The sequence below is a fragment of the Streptomyces rugosispiralis genome (genome assembly GCF_024505145.1).
GTDB classification, from domain to species: Bacteria; Actinomycetota; Actinomycetes; order Streptomycetales; family Streptomycetaceae; genus Streptomyces; species Streptomyces rugosispiralis.
In genome coordinates, this window is the sequence record NZ_JANIAA010000016.1 from 115,868 (window position 1) to 132,743 (window position 16,876).

Genomic DNA, 16,876 nt, shown 5'->3' on the forward strand with positions numbered 1-16,876 from the left:
TCAGCGCCTCCCCGCCTTCGCGGGGCCGACCTCGGCCAGCCGCATCTCGTCCCCGGTGGCGGAGTCCGGCCGGTACCGCACCTTCGGCGACAGCCCCAGCAGCCCGCGCATATGGGCCACATAGGCGTACTGCGCGACCGTCTCGTTCTGGTAGCCGAGCACCCCGGCGAACGCCTTCTCGCGGGCCTTGCCGGACAACGCGTCCGCCGCGGCGATGCGCCGGTCGAGCTCCTTGGTGCCGAAGGTGGACTGCGGGCCGTCGCTCACCAGGTACTGACTCGTGGTGAAGGCCGCGTCCCCGGCCTGGTTGCCGTGCATGATCAGCAGTGCCACCGGGCCGACGTCACGGGGCAGCGGACGGAGCTGGTACTGAAGGTGGGTGGCGGTGTCCGCCATGCGAATCCGCACGTTCAGCCCCACCCGTGCCATCTCGTACTGCAGGGCCTCGGCCACTTCCGAGATCCCGGCGAACATGCCGTTGCGCGCCACGAGGGTGATCTGCCGGTGCACGGGGACGCCGTCGTCGGCGGCCTGTTTCACCAGCGCGCGGGCGGCGGCCACTCGGTACGGGGCGGGGGCCAGGTCGTCGTTGTGGCCCACCACACCGGGTGGGACGAGTTGTGCGGCGGGCTTGGCCAGCCCGCCGAGCAGGGCGTCGATGATGCCCTTACGGTCGACGGCCATGCCGATCGCCTTGCGTACCCGGATGTCGTCGAGCGGCGCCTCGCGGCCGTCCAGCCGCAGGGCGGTGGTCTCGTTGTTGGGGTAGGCCACGGTGTTGCCGGTGTCGGCGCTGGTGTGGTCCAGCGCCGTCGCGATGTCGGCCTCGCCCTTGTCGATCATCGCGGCGCGGACGCCGGCGTCGCTGCGCCAGACGTACCGGGCCCGGGGGTAGGCGGGCGCCTTCCCCCAGTAGTTCGCGTTGCGGGCGAGGGAGATGGAGACACCGGTCTGCCAGGAGGTGACGGCGTAGGGGCCGGTCCCGATCGGTATCCGCACCTTGGCCTCGGTGCTGGTGGTGCGCGGCACGATCTCGACGAAGCTGAGCCGCAGGGGGAGGATGGGGTCGGTCTTCTCGGTGGTGACGGTCAGCCGGGTGGGGCTGACGGCGTCCACTTCGAGCTTCTCGTCGCCGAAGACGTAGCCGTCCACGTTGCAGGCGAGATCGGAGTTGACGGCGCGGTCGATGGAGAAGGCGGCGTCCTCCGCCGTGAACGGCTGCCCGTTCTGGAAGGTCACACCGGAGCGGATGTCGAAGGTCCAGGTCCTGGGGCTCGTATGCCGCCACCCGGTGGCCAGCAGCGGATCCAGCTTCCCCGAGGTGGGCTCGCGTTCCACCAGCGGCTCGGTGATGTTGGAGCGGACGACGACACCGGTCGCGGTCAGCGATGACTCGCAGGGCTCCAGCGTCGGGGGCTCCTGGGTGAGGACCACCCGCAGGGTGCGGCCGTCCGCGCTGCCGGCGTCCCCCGCGTCACTGTTCGCCACGGCGCACGCGCTGGTCAGCAGCATCGTGCCGGTCGTGAGGAGGGCGAGAACTGGATGGGCCCGGCCCCGTTCCCGGCGCGGGCTGGAGGGTACGGAGGACTTCATCGTCAGCGTATCTCCGAGGGTGCTGGCGGGTTGCCGCCCGAGAACGACAGTCGACATGGCCTGTCTACACTTACGTACCCGGTCTGCATTTGTGGACGCCGAAGCTAAACCGGAGGTGCCGGGGCGTCAAGAGATCTGACAACAGGCCCAGGTGAGGCGGTCCTTGGCCGATGACTCCCGATCATTGACAGCCTCATACGGCACATGCACAAATGAAGACAGCGCCTATATATGAGGACGGTGGTCATGGCCAGGACGGCTGCCCCCGGTGGTGACCGGGGGATGCGCATCATGCTCAACCACCGGATCCTGAGCAGGTTCGGCGAGCGGCTGCGGGCGCGGACCGAGGACCGGCACGATTGGCTGGACGTCTGCGACTGGGACGCGGCACGGATCGCCGATGCCATCGCCTCCGTCGATGTGTACGTGGGCTCACAACTCGGCGAGGACCATGCGCGCCGGGCCCAGCGCCTCCGCCTCGTCCATGTCGTCGGCGCGGGCTACGACGGCATCCCGCTGGAGGCGCTGGGGCCCGATGTGACCGTGGCGAACACCTTTCACCACGGCGCGTCGATCGCCGAACACGTCCTGATGTGCGTGCTGATGCTGTCCCGGCGGGTGCTCACGGCCGACCGGGAGCTGCGGGCCGGACGGTGGCGGAACGTGGCCGTCGATGCCACGCTCCCCTTCGGGGACACCCTGCGGGGCCGCCGGGTCGGCGTCATCGGCTTCGGCGGGACGGGGCGCGAGATCGGCCGGCTGTGCCAGGCGGTCGGCATGGGCGTACGGGCCGTGCGCCGCGACCCGTCGGCCCCGCTGCCGGACGATCTGCGCCCCGACTGGGTGGGCGGCACGGACCGGCTCCCGGAACTGCTGGCGGACTCCGACATCGTCGTGGTGACCGTGCCGCTGAGCCCCGCCACCCGCGGACTGATCGGTCCGGCCGAACTCGCCGCGATGGGCCCTCGGGCCCTCCTCGTCAACGTCGCCCGTGGCCCGGTCGTACAGGAGGAGGCGCTGTACGAGGCGCTGTCGGCCGGCACCATCGCCGGGGCCGCCCTCGATGTGTGGTGGGCCGCCCCGCCCCACGCGCCGAGCCGGCTGCCGTTCCACACCCTGCCCAATGTGGTGATGACACCGCACAACTCGGGCCACACGGAGGAGACGTTCGCCGCCCGGGCCACCGATATCGCGGCGAACATCAACCGCCTGGCGGCGGGGAGCCCGCTCGGCAACGTGGTGCGCGCCGGCCGGGTGCGGGCCGTGTCCGAAGGCCCCGCGGTGGAGAGCGTCTGAGGCGGCTCAGGGGGCGATGGTGAGGTGGCTGATCAGGCCCTGATGGAGCGTGAAGCGATAGCGGAGGTCGACGGTGCCGCCGGGGAAGTCGCCCTCGAGCCGCTGGGTGACGGTGCGGCGGTCCGGGCCCTCGTGCTCGGCCCCGAGGAATGTGGTGGTGTAGGTGAACTCGGAGGTGGCGCGGCCCAGCCACCGCTCGATGGCCGGGATTCCCTCGTAGGTTTCGCCGTCGTCGACGACCGTCGCGTCCGGTGCCGGCGCGGTTGAGGCCGCGGACACGTCGTGCTCGTTGTGTGCCTTCAGATACCGCTTGACGGCGCCGGGCAGATCGGTGGCGTCGAGGGGCGTGGTGTGGTCGGTCATGGCTGCCTCGCTGATGGTCTGCCGGACTCGCTGAGGGTCCGTCGGATGGGGATTCTCGGCCGGTTCCCGGTGGGGGCGCCGCTCAGACGGCGGGTACCGTGCCGCCGTCGATGACGTGCTCGGCGCCGACGATGGCGGAGGCCCGGTCGGAGACGAGGAAGGCGACGAGTTCGGCGACCTCTTCGGGCCGGTTGGGACGCCCGAGGGGGATGCCGCCGAGGGAGTCCATGAGCGACGCCAGAGCGGACTCCCGGTCACCGGTCCGCTCGGCGATGCGGTCGATGAGCGCGTCGGCCGCGCTGGTCTGGATGAACCCGGGGGACACCGTGTTCACCCGCACCCCGAGCGGCGCCACCTGGTTGGCCAGGCCCTTGCTGTAGGTGGTGAGCGCGGCCTTGGCGGCGGCGTAGGCCAGCGTGCCGTTCCACAGTGGCATCCGCCGCTGGATCGAGGAGACATGGACCACCGCGCCCCCGCCCCGTTCGATCATGCCCGGGATCAGGGCGCGGTCCAGGCGGACGGCGCCGAGCAGATTGTGGTTGAGCTCCTGCTGCCAGATCTCCTCGGACATCGCCTCGAAGCCACCGGCGGGGGCGGCCGAGCCGCCGAGCGTATGGACCAGGATGTCCGTGCCGCCCAGCCGCCGCCGCGCCTCCCGCGCGATGTGTTCGGCGCCTTCCGGGGTGGTCAGATCGGCGCCGACGAAGTCGTCGTCGGGTACGTCCTCGGGCTTGGAGCGGGCGGTGACCAGTACGGTCGCACCGGCCGTCCGCAGCCGGGCCGCGATCGCCGCTCCGCTGCCCTTGGTGCCACCGGTGACGAGGGCGCGACGGCCGGAGAGAGAGTCATTGGGGGGTGTGGGCAAGGCTTGTCCGTTCCGGAATGCGCGCAGGGCGCACCCCTTGCGACTGCTAAAATAGAAGCAAGTGACTTTCATATTAGCAGTAACTCGGGAGGGTGTCGCAATGGCAAGCCGGATCAGGCTGGAGGACCGTGAGTGCCCGCTGTCGACCACGGTTCAGCATGTGGGGGAGTGGTGGACGCTGCTGATCCTCCATGACGCCTTCGACGGCTATACGCGCTTCGACCAGTTCCAGCAGAGCCTGAACATCTCCACCAGCATGCTCACCACGCGGCTGAAGACCCTGGTGGCGGACGGCCTCCTGGAGCGGCGCCCCTACCAGACCAACCCGGTGCGCCATGAGTACGTGCTGACCGAGCGCGGCCGTTCGCTGCGGCCGGTGGTCGTCGCGCTGGCCGCCTGGGGCAATCGGCACCTCGCGCCCGAGGAGCGCGCCATGATCCTGGTCGACGCCCGGACCGGCGAGGAGGCCGAGCCCGTAGTGGTGGACGCGCGCACCGGTCGGAGCCTCGACGACAGCGAGATGTACGTGTTCACCGCGGGCCCGGCCGCGAGCGAGGCGATGCGCGCCCGCTACACCGAACTCGAGCGCCGGCGACCCGCGCCCGGCTCATCCGTATCTGAGTAGCGGAACGATACGTAGCCCCTGTGCTCGTAGCAGATTCCGGGTGAGCGGCGGGCGCTGCTGGTGCTGCGCGAGGTCTTCGCGGACAGGCATCGGTTCGCCGAGATCCAGGCGTCCCTCGGGGTGGCGCCCAATCTGCTCAGCGCCCGGCTGAAGCTGCTGGTCGAGGCCGGGGTGCTGGGTACGCGGACGTATCAGGGGCCCGGCAGCAGGCATCGGCGGAGCTACCACCTGACGCGGGCCGGGGAGGAATTGCGGATCGTGCTCGCCGCGCTCCAGCAGTGGGGCGATCGCCACCGCCCCCGCCCGTCGGGTCCCTCGGCGCTCCGGCGGACGCGCTCCACGGGCGAGGCCGTGAACGTCGGGTTCGTGGACGAGGGAGGCCGCGAGGTGCCCTGCGCCGATGTGGCCTTCGTGGTCGAACCGAGGCCGGGCGACTGACCCGGGCGCTGGTGAACATGCTGTCACTGGCCTCCTGGGTCGGACGGCCGGGCTTCCCCGGGTACGCGGCCTCCAAGGCGGCGCAGTGGCCGCCGACGGACGCGCTGCGCCGGGCGCTGCGGGAACAGCGCACTCTCGTGATCGGCGTCCATGCCGGTTTCGTGGCCACGGACCTCAGCGCCTGGGTGGACGCACCGAAGATCAGCGCGGTCGACGTGGCCGAGCCGACCATGGAAGCCTTGGCGAACGACTGGCTGGAAGTGCTCGCCGATGAGGAGACCAGGCAGGCCAAGGCCGCCTTGTCGCACCCCCTTCACGCCGAGCCCGGCCCCGAAATGTGAGGCGAAGGCGGCGATCGTGTCAGAAGAGCGTCAGGGCGGCACGCAGGGTCAGGGCAGCACACCGGGGCAGGATGCCACGCGGGGCCAGGACACCACGCGGGCCGAGTTGATGAGTCGGCCCACACCGCTGGAGGCCGCGCCACGCCTGGCCCGCGCCATCGGACTGGAGCCCGATGACCTGTGGATCAAGCGTGACGATCTGATCGGCCTTGGCGGCGGGGGCAACAAGGTCCGCAAGCTGGAGTGGACGGCCGGTGCCGCCCGCGCCGAGGGCGCCACCACGCTGGTGACCAGCGGGGCGGCCCAGAGCAACCACGCGCGTCTGACGGCCGCGGCCGGGGCCCGGCTGGGCATGGACGTGGTCCTCGTCCTCGCCGGTGCCCCGACCGAGGGGATGACCGGCAACATCGCGCTCGATGGTCTCTTCGGCGCCCGCGTCGTATGGACGGGCCCGGTGAGCGAGGCGGAACTCGCGGCGGCCGTGGAGGATGTGGCCCGCGAACTGCGTGAGCGGGGCGCACGGCCCGCGGTGATCCCCTTCGGCGGATCCAGTGTGCTGGGCGCACAGGGCTATGCGGCGGCGGGGACGGAACTCCTGGTGCAGGACCCGGACCTGACCACGGCGGTGGTGGCGGTCGGATCGGGCGGCACCATGGCCGGGCTCGTCCACACCCTCGGAGCCGAGCGAGTGCTGGGGGTGCACTGCGGAGCCGTCGCCGACCCCGAGCACACCGTCCGCCACCTGGTCGAGGGGCTGGCCGGACAGCCCGCGGCCACCTCCCTGCGGCTGCGCCTGGACCAGGTCGGGCCCGGCTACTCCGCGCTCACCGAACCGGTCATGGACGCCCTCGCCACGGCGGCCCGCACCGAAGGCATCGTCCTCGACCCCATCTACACCGGCCGTGCCCTGGCCGGTCTCATCGCCGCCGTTCGCGACGGCCAGGTGCGCCCCGGACAGCGCACGGTCTTCGTGCACACGGGCGGACTGCCGGGCCTGTTCGGGCACACCGAGACACTGGAGCAGGCGCGTTCCGCCGTGGCCGACACCGCCGTACGGTGGCCCCGCGGCTGAGCGCCGCACCGGCACGACCCGCTTGAACGACCCGGCGTCACTCCGCGCGGGACTCCGCTCCCTCGGCGACATCGGCGACATCGGCGGCATCCGTGGCATCGGTGATCGCGTCCGCGTCCGCGTCCGCGCACGTGGCGAGTTGGCGGGCTAGTCCGGGCGGAAGCCGGTGGCGGACCTGCTCGACCGTGCCCCGGACCCGGAGCGACACCTCGTGCGGATACGGCACCCCGGCCAGCCCGGACAGCACCCGGGCGGCCGGGTCGAATCCCTCGGGCACCTCGAACGACCCCGGTAGCACCGAGGCCGTCTCGATCCGGTCCAGCCGGAACGTCCGCACCTCGCCGCTGTCCGAGTCCAGCCGGCGGCCGAGCGCCTCGGGCAGCACCCGGCGCACCTTGGCCGCGGCGCTCTCCGCCGCCGCGACGGACGTGGTGACCAAACCGGCCCGGCGGCCGGCGACCAGCCCGAGCAACACGGCCAGCGCCTCCTCGTCGGTGAGCATCAGCGGCGGCATCCGGCATCCGGCATCCGGCATCCGGCATCCGGCATCCGGTAGCCGGGCGCGAGCCGGTAGCCGCCGTAGCGGCCGCGCGCCGACCGGACCGGGACGTCCAGGTCGATCAGGTGGCCGGCATAGCGGCGGACCGTGCGCTCGTCCACGCCGAGCCGGTCGGCCAGATCGGCGACGGTACGGGTGCCACCGGCCTGGAGGATCTCCAGCAGCGCGAGCACGCGGGCGGTCGGCCGGTTCATACCGATCAAGTATTCCCGAATACCGGGCGGATCCTGTCCGGTATCACTTCTAGCGTCTGAGCCTCCCCGGATCAAGAGTGATCAGTTCCCGATTCGAGTGCTTGCGACTCTAGACAGGACTGAACATGTATGGCTAACGTCCGGACATGCCTAAACAGGTCCTCAAGCATCAGCGCATCGCCCGCGTCCTGGCCCGTGAGATCCACAGCGGCGCCCTGGAGCCGGGCAGCAGGCTGCCCGGCGAACACGCGCTCACCCGGCGCTTCGCGGTCAGCAGGGCCACCGTCCGCCAGGCGCTGGACGAGCTCAGCAAGCAGGGGCTGATCTCCACCCACGCGGGCGTCGGCTCGTTCGTCACCTTCGACGGCGGCGTGCTGGACAACCGGCTGGGGTGGACCAGGGCGCTGGCCGACCAGGGGGCCCGGGTCACCACCGAGGTGCTCCGTCTCGAAGCGGTGCGCGACGCCCGGCTGGCCGGGGAACTCGGCATCGAGGGTGTCGAGTTCATGGCGCTCGACCGGCTGCGGGTGCTGCCGGAGGGCACTCCGGTCGCGCTGGAGCGCAGCCGGGTTCCGATGGTCCCGGCCCTGGCCGAGGTCCCGCTCGGCGGGCTCCTCGACGGCTCGCTGACCAAGACCCTCGCCGCGGTCGGCATCCGGGCCACGCACGGGGACGAGTGGGCGTCCGTACGCCAACTGGCCGCCGACGAGGCGACCGTGCTCCGCCGCCAGGTGGGCGAGGTCTGGCTCAACACCCGCCGGGTCAGCCGCGGGGCCGACGGCCGGATCGTCGAGCAGGTGACCAGCCTCCTGGACCCCGCCCGCTTCCAACTGCACCTCGGCTTCGGCGAGAGCCCGGACGAGACGGCCCTGGGCAGCGGCGATGCGGCGGCCGCGAGGAAGCGGCCCCGATGAGACCCCACACCGCGCCCCGCGGCGGGCAACCCGCACCCGCCCCGCGTACCGCCTTCGCGCACTGACCGGAAGACCGACAGGAAGTCCCAATGAACCACCAGCACGACCGCGCGCTCGGCGCCCTCTACGGCCTGGCGATGGGCGACGCCCTCGGTATGCCCACCCAGATCATGTCCCGGCGGTCCATCGTCGCCCGGTTCGGCACCGTCACCGATTTCGAACCCGGCCCCGAGGACAACCCGGTGAGCGCCGGAATGCCCGCCGGTTCGGTCACCGACGACACCGATCAGGCCGTCATCGTCGGCCGGCTGCTGACCGGGTCCGGCGGCCGGATCGAGCCGCTGCGGCTCGCCCACGAGCTCCTGGAGTGGGAGCGCGCCATGAAGGCCAAGGGCTCCTTCGACCTGCTCGGCCCCTCCACCAAGGCCGCCCTGGAGGCCGTGTCCCGTGGCGTACCGCCCGAGGAGGCGGGCAAGTCCGGTGCCACCAACGGCGCGGCGATGCGGATCACCCCCGTCGGTGTCGCCTTCCCCGGCACACCCCTGGAGCCCTTCCTCGACCGGGTCGCCGAGGCATGTCAGGTCACCCATGACACCTCCATCGGCATCGCCTCCGCCGCCGCCGTGGCCGCCGCGGTGAGCCGTGGCATCGACGGCGGCGACCTGGAGGACGCCTTCGGCGCGGCGATCGCGGCGGCCGCGGCCGGCGCCGAGCGCGGCCACTGGGTCGCCGGGGCCGATATCGCCGCCCGCATCCGCTGGGCCGTGGACCTGGTCCGCGGACTGCCCGAGCGGCAGGCCCTGGACCGCGTCTGCGACCTGGTCGGCACCAGCGTCGCCAGCCAGGAGTCGGTCCCCGCCGCCTTCGCCGTGCTGGCCCTCGCCGAGGGCGAGCCATGGCGGGCCTGCCTGCTGGCGGCCAACCTCGGCGGCGACTGCGACACCATCGGCGCCATCGCCGGTGCCATAGCCGGTGCCGTCAGCGGAGCCTCCGCCCTGCCCGACAACGCCCTCGCCACCCTGCGCTCGGTCAACGACCTCGACCTGGAACCGCTGGCCAAGGCCCTGCTCGCGCTGCGCGCCGGCACGGCCGAATGACACACCCCCCCGCCCCCACATCCGCACCGGAGCGCCCCCGGACAGAAAGACAGGTACCACCATGGCGGCTTCAGAGAACGACCGCGTCGGCTCCGTCGAGACAAGAGGCATCGAGCCGGTTCCCGACGCCGAGCGCCACGGCCACGCGAGCCAGATGTTCTGGACCTGGTTCGCCGCGAACATCAGCATCCTCGGCCTGCCGCTCGGCGCGGCGCTGGTCAGCTTCCGCGGCCTGAACATCTGGCAGGCGGCCGTCGTGGCCATTCTCGGGTCCTTCGGCTCGTTCGCCCTGGTGGGCGCCCTCAGCATCGCCGGGAAGCGGGGCGGAGCGCCCGCCCTCACCCTCTCCCGCGCGGTGTTCGGTGTCCGTGGCAACGCGGGGCCCACGCTGGTCACCTGGATGAGCCGGCTCGGCTGGGAGACCATCAACACCACCACGGCCGCCTTCGCCCTGCTGGCGCTGCTCGACGCCGCCTTCGGCATCCGGCGGAACACCGTCCTCACCGTGGTGTGTCTGCTGGTCTTCATCGGCTGCACGCTGCTGATCAGCGGCCTGGGCCACGCCACCATCATGTGGATCAACAGGTGGGCCAGCTATGTCTTCGGACTGCTCAACCTGGTCGTGATCGGCTTCCTCGCCACCACCGTGGACTGGAACAAGGTCTTCCACGCCCCGGTCGGCTCGGTGAGTTCGATGGTGGTGGGCGTCGGTGTGATCGCCGCCGGTACCGGGATCGGCTGGGCCAACGCCGGTGCCGACTACGCCCGATACCTGCCCCGCCGGGTCCCCGGCGGCAGGCTGGTGGCCGCCTCCGCCTTCGGCGCCGGTATCCCGCTGGTGGTGCTGATCTCGCTGGGCTCGCTCCTCGCGGCGGGTGAACCCGATCTGGCCTCCGCCTCCGACCCCGTCTCGGCGATCAACACGATGCTGCCCACGTGGATGTCCATCCCGTATCTGATCGCCGCGTTCGGCGGGCTGCTGCTCTCCAACCACCTGTCCGTCTACTCGGCCGGGCTCACCATGATCACCCTGGGGATACGGGTCCGGCGCACCCTCGCCGTCGGCCTGGACGTGGTCGTCACCTTCGCGGGCGGGATCTACTTCATCCTGATCGCCAAGGACTTCTACGGCCCGTTCATCACCTTCCTCACCCTTCTCGCCGTCCCCATCAACGCCTGGGTGGGCGTCTTCGCGGTCGACCTGATACTCCGCCGGTCCTACGACGGCGCGGCCCTGATGGACGTCGGCCGCTCCAGCCGCTACTGGTTCCGGGGCGGGGTCGCCTGGGCCGCGATGATCGCCTGGGCGGCGGCCATCGTGGTGGGCCTGCTGTTCACCGAGGCCGGCACCAGCGCCACCGACGTGTGGTTCTCCGGGCCGCTCGCCCACAGCTGGATCGGGTCCAACGGGCTGGGCTGGGTGGTGACCCTGGTGCTCGCGGCCGCCGTCTACGCCCTGTTGCGCCGGCTCGACGGCACCGTCCGCGAGGAGGCGTCCGCGCAACCGCCCCAGCAGCAGGTGCTGCCCGCCCCGGCCGCGCGGGAGCTCTCATGAGCGGCCACGACGGCGTCCCCGGCGCCCCCGGCGAGGCCACGGGCGGCCGGCTGGTGCTGCTCGGCAACGCCATCGTCGACCTGGTGATGCGGGTGCCCGCACTGCCCGAACGCGGCGGCGACATCATCTCCCAGGACACCGCCCTCACCACGGGCGGCGGATTCAACGTCCTCACCGCCGCCCGCCGCCTGGGGCTGCCGGCCGTGTACGCGGGCGCCCATGGCACCGGGCCGTTCGGCGACCGGGTGCGGGCGGACCTCGCCCGCGAAGGCATCGAGGTGCCACTGCCCCCGATCACGGAGGAGGACACCGGATTCTGCGTGGCCTTCGTCGACGGCGGTGGCGAGCGCACCTTCGCCACCAGCCTCGGCGCGGAGGCCCGGCTGACCGAGGCCCACGCGACGGCCGTGCTCGCCGCGGTGCGCCCCGGCGACCTGGTGCAGATCTCCGGATACGGGCTCGCCTACCCGGTGAACGGCCCGGTCCTGGCCTCGCTCGTGGCACGGCTGCCGGAGCACACCCGGGTCTTCCTCGACCCGGGCCCGCTGGCCGACCAGATCCCGGAGGCGGTGCTGGAGCCCGTTCTGGCACGCTGCGACTGGGTCAGCTGCAACCAGCGCGAGGGGCGGCTGCTGACCGGCCGGGAGGACGCCCGGGAGGCCGCGGCCGCGCTCGCCGCCCGGCTGGGCCCGCGCACCGGGGTGCTGCTGCGGGCCGACGCGGACGGCTGCTGGCTGGTCCCGCCCGGCGAAGAGCCCGCGCACATCCCCGGCCGCCGGGTGACCGCGGTCGACAGCAACGGCGCGGGCGACGCCCATACGGGCGCGTTCCTGGCCCTCCTCGGCCACGGGCTGGACCTGAGCAGCGCCGTAAGGGGTGCCAACGCGGCGGCCGCCTTCGCGGTCACCCGGCACGGCCCCGCCACCGGGCCGACCGTCGGCGAACTGCTGGACCTCCTCGACGGCGAGCCGCTCGCGGCGCGGCTGTCCTCGGCGCTCGGGCGGTAGCCCGCGCCCGGTGCCCACCGGGCGAGACTGACCCCTGACGGGGAGGACGCTTCACTCGGCGGCTTCGGACGCGTCCTTCCCGTCAGGGGTGTGCTCGTATGCGCTCAGGACGTGGTCGCGCACCGCGGTCAGGACGCGGTCCGACAGATCGTCGCCCGCGCAGGCCCGTGCCAGCACCAACGCCCCGACCATGGTGGACAGTTCGACGAGAACGGACTCCTCGTCGGGCGCGGTGTCGCCGGACGTCCTCGCGTTGCGCTGCATGCCGCCGATCAGATTGCGCACACCCTCGATGTACGCCCCCTTGAGCGGGTCACCGGGCTCCGCGTGCGCGGCGTCCACCGCCAGCGCCGCCGCGGCGCACCCCAGACCGGGGTTGTCGCGGTGCCGGGCGGACAGATAGGCGGCCAGGAAGGCGGCCCGAGCACCGCTCGTGTCCTCGCCCTCGGGGGGCTCCTCCATGGCGGCGAGGCGTTCGGCGAAGGCGGCCGAGCACGCCTGGGCGACCAGGTCGTCCTTCGAGGCGAAGTGGCGGTAGAAGCCGCCGTGGGTCAGACCTGCCGCCGCCATCGCCTGCTCCACGCTCACCTTGTCGGCGCCGTGGGTGCGCACCAGCTTCGCGGTGGCCGCGATCACCTGCTCGCGGTGGCGCTCGGCCTCGGCTCGGGATGCTCGGGGCATGGTCGGTACTTCCTTCTGCGTGTGGTGCCGGACGGGGGTACCGGATGCCGGTACCGCGTCGATGATATTTGCGGCCCATTTTAGATGATGCTAATAATCTATTTTGGCGATTCGACGTTCGACAGGGAGGTCCGACATGGTCGCGATCGATGGTTCCGTGGTGCTGGTGACCGGAGGTCGACGTGGCATCGGCAAGGCGTATGTGGAGGCTCTGCTCCGGCGCGGAGCGGCGAAGGTCTACGCGACGGCGCGGAAGCCCGGCCCCAGCGAGGACCCGCGGGTGGAGGCCGTGTCCCTCGATGTCAACGACGCGGACGCGGTCGCCGCTCTCGCCGACCGGGCCACGGACGTGAACATCGTCATCAACAACGCGGGAGTGCTCCTGCCCTCGCCGCTGCTGACCGCGGACATGGCCGATGTGATGGCCACGTTCGAGACGAACGTCTTCGGGCCCCTCCGGGTGGCCCGCGCGTTCGCCCCGGTCCTCGCCGCGCGGGGTGGCGGCGCGCTGGTCGACATGCACTCCGTGCTCTCCTGGGGCGCGGGCGCGGCCGCCTACGGCGCCTCGAAGGCCGCCCTGTGGTCGATCACGAACTCCCTCCGCATCGAGCTGGCGGAGCAGGGGACCCAGGTGGTCGGGGTGCACCTCGGGCTCGCCGACACCGAGATGGTCGCCGGGATACCGAGTCGGAAGATCTCCCCGGCCGAGGTCGTGGAGGCGGTTCTGGACGGCGTCGAGAGCGGTGGCGACGAGGTGCTCGTGGACGACGTGACCCGGCAGATGAAGGCGGCGCTCGCCGGGCCGGTGGAGGGCCTCACCCTGCTCCTCGGACGCTGACCGCCCGCCGCGAACGACCGCTCGTCACCACCGTTCGGCTTCACCCGTCCTGAAGGAGAGAGCAATGCCCCTGTGGCACGTCCACCATCCGGTCGACGCCTACTCCGCGGAGCAGAAGCGGCAGTTCGCCGCGGACGTCACGGCGTACTACACCCGGGTCGGTCTGCCGAAGTTCTACGTCGTCACCCTCTTCCACGAGGTCCCCGAGTCCTCGTTCCTGGTCGGCGGGGAGCCGGCGGACAACACCGTCCGGGTCGTGGTCGAGCACATCGCCCGCCACCTGACGGACCCCGAGGTGAGGAAGAAGAGCGCCGAGGGGCTCGACCGCCTGCTGGCCCCGCACACCCGGGACCGCGGGCTGCACTGCGAGTTCCACGTCGACGAGACGCCCCGGGATCTCTGGATGATCGACGGGATGTGGCCCCCTCCCGCGCGCAGCGAGGCCGAACAGCTCTGGGCGCGGGAGAACCGTCCGGTCGCGTACTGACGGGCGGCCACTTCGCCGTCGCGCGAGGCCGCCGACGTCGGTCGGCGGCCTCGCCCCGGTGAAACCCGTGGCCGGGCGGGGGAGGGTCTGATTGGATCGCGGCATGGCCCAGGAAGACACGCGGAAGATCGGGATCCTGCTGTTCCCGGACGTGGAAGAACTCGACGCCATCGGTCCGTGGGAGGTGCTGTCCTACTGGACCCGCAATTTCGCGGAGGACGGGTGGCAGGTGTTCTGCTTCTCCGCCGATGGAAACCCCGTGACCTGCGCGAAGGGGCTCACCGTCCAGGCCCATCACGCGATGGCCGACCTGCCCGCACTGGATGTGCTGCTGCACCCGGGCGGCCAGGGGACCCGGCCCCAGCTCGTGGACGACCGGCACCTGGAGTGGGTCCGGGCCCAGCGGCGATCCGTTCCCCTGATGACGAGCGTGTGCACGGGCTCACTGGTCTACGCGGCGGCCGGGCTGCTGGCCGGGCGGCCCGCGACCACGCACTGGGCGTCGCTGGACCGGCTCGCCGAGCTCGACCCGACGGTCGACGTACGGCCCGATGAGCGATTCGTCGACGACGGTGACCTGATCACCTCCGCGGGGGTCTCGGCCGGTATCGACATGGCCCTCCACCTGGTCGCCAGGCTGGCCTCGCCGGAGCGCGCACGTCAGGTGCGGCGTGGCATCCAGTACGACCCGCGGCCACCGGTGTGAGCTCAGCCGGGGCTGGACCGGCCTCAGCCGGGGCTGGAGCGGCCGTGCCGCCAGTAGCCGAAGAACGCGATGTCCGGCTTCGGCACACCGCGGTCGCGCACCAGATGGCGGCGCAGCCCGGTGGCCAGTCGGGCCTCCCCGGCGACCCAGGTGTAGAACCGGCCCGGCCGCAGGGACGACGTCCGGACCGCGTCGAGGGCCGGTCCGCCGGGCAGGGTGTCCGCACCCTCCCGGGCCAGCCACCGCACCCGTACGCCCTCGGGCGCGGTGATGTCCGTGCGGATGTCGGCGGTCCCGGGCACCTCCAGGAAGACCTCCGCCACCAGCGACGCGGGGGAGTCCTCGATAGCTCATGCCCATGTCGAAGATGCCCGCCGGTCTCCGGAGAGCTTCGGCATCCTCAGCCCGTCCTGCCCTTCGCGGGGGAAGAACAGCCGCACCAGCTGGTCGAAGCCCATGGGCTTCAGACGCTCCAGTTCGGGTCCGCCGAGTGTGATGGTCGAGAAGGCGGGGGTCAGCGATGTGTTCCGGCGCACCTCCAGTGTGATCATTTGCCGTGATTCGGGCGTGCGTGTCCTGGGCAACATGTCGTTCCTCGCGTTGAGTTGGGGATCGCTCGCCGCCTGGTCAGAGGTCCACGACGAGCCGCGGGGACAGGGCGCGGGACACACAGGCGTACATCCGGCCCGCGGGGGCGCCGATGTCGTCCCGGTGCTCGGGGTCACCGTCGAGCACGGCCACTTCGCAGCTGCCGCAGACACCTTCGCGGCAGCCGGACGCCACGGGGAATCCGGCGTGGTTCAGGGCGTCCAGCAGCGACTCGTCGTCGGGCACCCGGACCGTCCGCCCCGACCGGGCGCACACCGCCTCGAACGCCGTGTTGGGCGCGAACGACCTGGGCGCCGGGCGGAACCGCTCCGCGTGCAGCCGCCCCGAGGGGAACGCGGCCTCCGCCGCGGCGAGCATCGGTCCCGGACCGCAGGCGTAGACCACGGCACCGGGGCTCAGCGCGGAGGCCAGGGCCGCGAAGTCCGGCCTGCCCTGCTGTCGCGTGGCGACGATCCGCACCCGATCGCCGTAGGAGGAGCGCAGGTCGTCGACGAAGGGCATGGATTCCACCGACTGCCCCAGGTACACGAGCGACGCCGGGACGTCCGACGCGGCCGCCGCCCGCAGCATCGGCAGGATCGGGGTGATGCCGATCCCGCCGGCGAGGAAGAGATACTCCGGCGCGGGGCGCAGCGGAAAGTGGTTCCGCGGCAGCGACACCTCGAGGGCGCGGCCCTGGCGCAGGAACCGGTGGATGTACTCCGAACCGCCCCGGCTGAGGCGGTCGTGCCGTACCGCGACGCGATAGGACTCCCGGTCCGCCGGGTCTCCGCACAGCGAGTACTGCCGGGTCAGCCAGTTCGGCAGCGCCAGGTCGACATGGGCGCCCGGCTCCCAGGGCGCCAGCGGGCCGGTGGCGCCCCGCAGAACGAGGGAGACGACGTCTTCGGCGATCCGCTCGATGTGGTCGACGACGGTCTGTTGCATCGTTGATTCACCTTGTGCCGTGGTCAGTAGAGTTTCCGGTAGCCCTCTTCGAGGACGTGGGTGAGCGCCATCGGGTCGATGTCCATCCCGAATTGGGCGGCGGCGATCTCGCCCACCGACGGGATCTCGTCGGCGAGGGCCTGGCTCGCGGGATCCCACAGCCGGGAGCGGATGAGCGCGCGACCACAGTGGAAGTACGCCTCCGCCACCTCGACGACGATCGCCAGCACCGGGTCCTTGGCCTCGGTCCGCATCCGGGCGAGCACATCGGGGTCGTCGGTGGGGTAGGCGCGGCCGTTGACCCGCAGGGTCTCCCGCAGCCCGGGGATGAGGAAGAGCAGCCCGACCCCGTCGTTCTCGGCGAGGTTGCGGAAGGAGTCGGCGATCTTGTTGCCGGGGCGGTCGGGAATCGCGAGCGTGTGGTCGTCGAGGACCTTCACGAACCCCGGGTAGTCGCCACGGGGGGAGCAGTCGGCGCGCCCCTCCGCGTCCGCCGTGGCCATGGACAGGAAGGGGGAGTGCGCGATGAAGAGGCGGAAGTATTCGTCGATATGGTCCTGGACCTTGGCCTTGACCATGTCTTCGGGCTCCCCGAGCAGGGCGTGGACCTCGGCCGGCGACAACCGCCGGGGGCGGGTGCTGGTCTGCGTCATGAGGACTCCTTCCGGGAGGGGCGGAGCGGAGGGCGCGGGGCCCGTGCCGGTCGCCT

At 71.9% G+C, this 16,876-nt stretch carries 20 protein-coding genes and 1 pseudogene; 12 read left to right on the forward strand and 9 right to left on the reverse strand.

Annotated features, from left to right (window positions below; all coding sequences use genetic code 11):
- Nucleotides 1–1,593 carry an ABC transporter substrate-binding protein gene (locus tag NP777_RS23655; protein WP_256652189.1) on the reverse strand — a complete coding sequence of 531 codons (1,593 nt, stop codon included), beginning with the start codon at nt 1,591–1,593 and terminating at the stop codon, nt 1–3.
- Nucleotides 1,594–1,839: 246 nt separating this feature from the next.
- Here NP777_RS23655 and NP777_RS23660 point away from each other — a divergent pair, with 246 nt between their 5' ends.
- A complete protein-coding gene (locus NP777_RS23660) occupies nt 1,840–2,889 on the forward strand; it encodes a 2-hydroxyacid dehydrogenase (protein WP_256652190.1) in 1,050 nt (349 codons plus the stop codon).
- 6 nt (nt 2,890–2,895) lie between these two features.
- Here the strand turns inward: NP777_RS23660 and NP777_RS23665 are convergent, their stop codons facing one another.
- Both NP777_RS23665 and NP777_RS23670 read right to left on the reverse strand, forming a co-directional pair.
- Nucleotides 2,896–3,252 carry a nuclear transport factor 2 family protein gene (locus NP777_RS23665; protein ID WP_256652191.1) on the reverse strand — a complete coding sequence of 119 codons (357 nt, stop codon included), beginning with the start codon at nt 3,250–3,252 and terminating at the stop codon, nt 2,896–2,898.
- An 82-nt stretch (nt 3,253–3,334) separates the two neighbouring features.
- On the reverse strand, nt 3,335–4,117 hold the full coding sequence (locus NP777_RS23670; RefSeq protein ID WP_256652192.1) for an SDR family oxidoreductase: 783 nt from the start codon (nt 4,115–4,117) through the stop codon (nt 3,335–3,337).
- A 100-nt stretch (nt 4,118–4,217) separates the two neighbouring features.
- Here NP777_RS23670 and NP777_RS23675 point away from each other — a divergent pair, with 100 nt between their 5' ends.
- From NP777_RS23675 to NP777_RS23690, 4 genes are all read left to right on the forward strand, one after another.
- Nucleotides 4,218–4,742, forward strand: coding sequence for a winged helix-turn-helix transcriptional regulator (locus tag NP777_RS23675; protein ID WP_256652193.1), 525 nt, complete (start codon nt 4,218–4,220; stop codon nt 4,740–4,742).
- 33 nt (nt 4,743–4,775) lie between these two features.
- Nucleotides 4,776–5,180, forward strand: coding sequence for a winged helix-turn-helix transcriptional regulator (locus NP777_RS23680; RefSeq protein WP_256652246.1), 405 nt, complete (start codon nt 4,776–4,778; stop codon nt 5,178–5,180).
- Nucleotides 5,181–5,197: 17 nt separating this feature from the next.
- Nucleotides 5,198–5,521 (forward strand): hypothetical protein, encoded by a 324-nt coding sequence (locus tag NP777_RS23685; RefSeq protein WP_256652247.1) that lies wholly within the window; start codon nt 5,198–5,200, stop codon nt 5,519–5,521.
- Between the two features lie 109 nt (nt 5,522–5,630).
- Nucleotides 5,631–6,593: a D-cysteine desulfhydrase family protein gene (locus tag NP777_RS23690; protein WP_256652248.1), complete on the forward strand. Its 963-nt coding sequence runs from the start codon at nt 5,631–5,633 to the stop codon at nt 6,591–6,593.
- Nucleotides 6,594–6,738: 145 nt separating this feature from the next.
- Here NP777_RS23690 and NP777_RS23695 read toward each other — a convergent pair.
- Nucleotides 6,739–7,346 (reverse strand): annotated as a pseudogene (locus NP777_RS23695) (helix-turn-helix transcriptional regulator); the annotation flags it as partial.
- A 146-nt stretch (nt 7,347–7,492) separates the two neighbouring features.
- Here NP777_RS23695 and NP777_RS23700 point away from each other — a divergent pair.
- The 4 genes from NP777_RS23700 (at nt 7,493) to NP777_RS23715 (ending at nt 11,919) form a co-directional block, all read left to right on the forward strand.
- Nucleotides 7,493–8,260, forward strand: a complete 768-nt coding sequence (locus NP777_RS23700; RefSeq protein ID WP_256652194.1) for a GntR family transcriptional regulator — start codon at nt 7,493–7,495, stop codon at nt 8,258–8,260.
- Between the two features lie 89 nt (nt 8,261–8,349).
- Nucleotides 8,350–9,357, forward strand: a complete 1,008-nt coding sequence (locus NP777_RS23705) for an ADP-ribosylglycohydrolase family protein (protein ID WP_256652195.1) — start codon at nt 8,350–8,352, stop codon at nt 9,355–9,357.
- A gap of 61 nt (nt 9,358–9,418) precedes the next feature.
- Nucleotides 9,419–10,912: a purine-cytosine permease family protein gene (locus NP777_RS23710; RefSeq protein WP_256652196.1), complete on the forward strand. Its 1,494-nt coding sequence runs from the start codon at nt 9,419–9,421 to the stop codon at nt 10,910–10,912.
- On the forward strand, nt 10,909–11,919 hold the full coding sequence (locus tag NP777_RS23715) for a PfkB family carbohydrate kinase (RefSeq protein ID WP_256652197.1): 1,011 nt from the start codon (nt 10,909–10,911) through the stop codon (nt 11,917–11,919). Before NP777_RS23710 ends, NP777_RS23715 begins: the two co-directional genes overlap by 4 nt.
- Nucleotides 11,920–11,970: 51 nt before the next feature.
- Here the strand turns inward: NP777_RS23715 and NP777_RS23720 are convergent, their stop codons facing one another.
- Nucleotides 11,971–12,600, reverse strand: coding sequence for a TetR/AcrR family transcriptional regulator (locus tag NP777_RS23720; protein WP_256652198.1), 630 nt, complete (start codon nt 12,598–12,600; stop codon nt 11,971–11,973).
- Nucleotides 12,601–12,736: 136 nt separating this feature from the next.
- On the opposite strand from NP777_RS23720, the gene NP777_RS23725 reads away from it, so the two are divergent.
- From NP777_RS23725 to NP777_RS23735, 3 genes are all read left to right on the forward strand, one after another.
- Nucleotides 12,737–13,438: an SDR family oxidoreductase gene (locus NP777_RS23725; protein WP_256652199.1), complete on the forward strand. Its 702-nt coding sequence runs from the start codon at nt 12,737–12,739 to the stop codon at nt 13,436–13,438.
- Nucleotides 13,439–13,502: 64 nt separating this feature from the next.
- Complete coding sequence (locus tag NP777_RS23730) at nt 13,503–13,925, forward strand: tautomerase family protein (protein WP_256652200.1); 423 nt, start codon at nt 13,503–13,505, stop codon at nt 13,923–13,925.
- Between the two features lie 103 nt (nt 13,926–14,028).
- Nucleotides 14,029–14,631 carry a DJ-1/PfpI family protein gene (locus NP777_RS23735; protein WP_256652201.1) on the forward strand — a complete coding sequence of 201 codons (603 nt, stop codon included), beginning with the start codon at nt 14,029–14,031 and terminating at the stop codon, nt 14,629–14,631.
- 23 nt (nt 14,632–14,654) lie between these two features.
- On the opposite strand, the gene NP777_RS48135 is transcribed toward NP777_RS23735, so the two are convergent.
- The 4 genes from NP777_RS48135 to NP777_RS23750 form a co-directional block, all read right to left on the reverse strand.
- Nucleotides 14,655–14,978, reverse strand: a complete 324-nt coding sequence (locus NP777_RS48135) for a siderophore-interacting protein (RefSeq protein WP_308405205.1) — start codon at nt 14,976–14,978, stop codon at nt 14,655–14,657.
- Between the two features lie 3 nt (nt 14,979–14,981).
- Nucleotides 14,982–15,182 carry a siderophore-interacting protein gene (locus tag NP777_RS48140; RefSeq protein ID WP_308405203.1) on the reverse strand — a complete coding sequence of 67 codons (201 nt, stop codon included), beginning with the start codon at nt 15,180–15,182 and terminating at the stop codon, nt 14,982–14,984.
- 76 nt (nt 15,183–15,258) lie between these two features.
- A complete protein-coding gene (locus tag NP777_RS23745; protein WP_256652202.1) occupies nt 15,259–16,167 on the reverse strand; it encodes a PDR/VanB family oxidoreductase in 909 nt (302 codons plus the stop codon).
- A 23-nt stretch (nt 16,168–16,190) separates the two neighbouring features.
- Entirely contained in the window at nt 16,191–16,820 is a 630-nt protein-coding gene (locus tag NP777_RS23750) for an MSMEG_1061 family FMN-dependent PPOX-type flavoprotein (protein WP_256652203.1), read from the reverse strand.
- Nucleotides 16,821–16,876 lie beyond the last annotated feature (56 nt).

Bases quoted from the DNA above. Each gene is read 5' to 3' on its own strand.
- NP777_RS23700 (WP_256652194.1), top strand. From the start codon at position 7,493: ATGCCTAAACAGGTCCTCAAGCATCAGCGCATCGCCCGCGTCCTGGCC.
- NP777_RS23655 (WP_256652189.1), bottom strand. From the start codon at position 1,593: ATGAAGTCCTCCGTACCCTCCAGCCCGCGCCGGGAACGGGGCCGGGCC.
- NP777_RS23730 (WP_256652200.1), top strand. From the start codon at position 13,503: ATGCCCCTGTGGCACGTCCACCATCCGGTCGACGCCTACTCCGCGGAG.
- NP777_RS23750 (WP_256652203.1), bottom strand. From the start codon at position 16,820: ATGACGCAGACCAGCACCCGCCCCCGGCGGTTGTCGCCGGCCGAGGTC.
- NP777_RS23665 (WP_256652191.1), bottom strand. From the start codon at position 3,252: ATGACCGACCACACCACGCCCCTCGACGCCACCGATCTGCCCGGCGCC.
- NP777_RS23660 (WP_256652190.1), top strand. From the start codon at position 1,840: ATGGCCAGGACGGCTGCCCCCGGTGGTGACCGGGGGATGCGCATCATG.
- NP777_RS48140 (WP_308405203.1), bottom strand. From the start codon at position 15,182: ATGATCACACTGGAGGTGCGCCGGAACACATCGCTGACCCCCGCCTTC.
- NP777_RS23685 (WP_256652247.1), top strand. From the start codon at position 5,198: ATGCTGTCACTGGCCTCCTGGGTCGGACGGCCGGGCTTCCCCGGGTAC.
- NP777_RS23710 (WP_256652196.1), top strand. From the start codon at position 9,419: ATGGCGGCTTCAGAGAACGACCGCGTCGGCTCCGTCGAGACAAGAGGC.
- NP777_RS23705 (WP_256652195.1), top strand. From the start codon at position 8,350: ATGAACCACCAGCACGACCGCGCGCTCGGCGCCCTCTACGGCCTGGCG.
- NP777_RS23725 (WP_256652199.1), top strand. From the start codon at position 12,737: ATGGTCGCGATCGATGGTTCCGTGGTGCTGGTGACCGGAGGTCGACGT.
- NP777_RS23715 (WP_256652197.1), top strand. From the start codon at position 10,909: ATGAGCGGCCACGACGGCGTCCCCGGCGCCCCCGGCGAGGCCACGGGC.
- NP777_RS23745 (WP_256652202.1), bottom strand. From the start codon at position 16,167: ATGCAACAGACCGTCGTCGACCACATCGAGCGGATCGCCGAAGACGTC.
- NP777_RS23690 (WP_256652248.1), top strand. From the start codon at position 5,631: ATGAGTCGGCCCACACCGCTGGAGGCCGCGCCACGCCTGGCCCGCGCC.
- NP777_RS23675 (WP_256652193.1), top strand. From the start codon at position 4,218: ATGGCAAGCCGGATCAGGCTGGAGGACCGTGAGTGCCCGCTGTCGACC.
- NP777_RS23735 (WP_256652201.1), top strand. From the start codon at position 14,029: ATGGCCCAGGAAGACACGCGGAAGATCGGGATCCTGCTGTTCCCGGAC.
- NP777_RS23720 (WP_256652198.1), bottom strand. From the start codon at position 12,600: ATGCCCCGAGCATCCCGAGCCGAGGCCGAGCGCCACCGCGAGCAGGTG.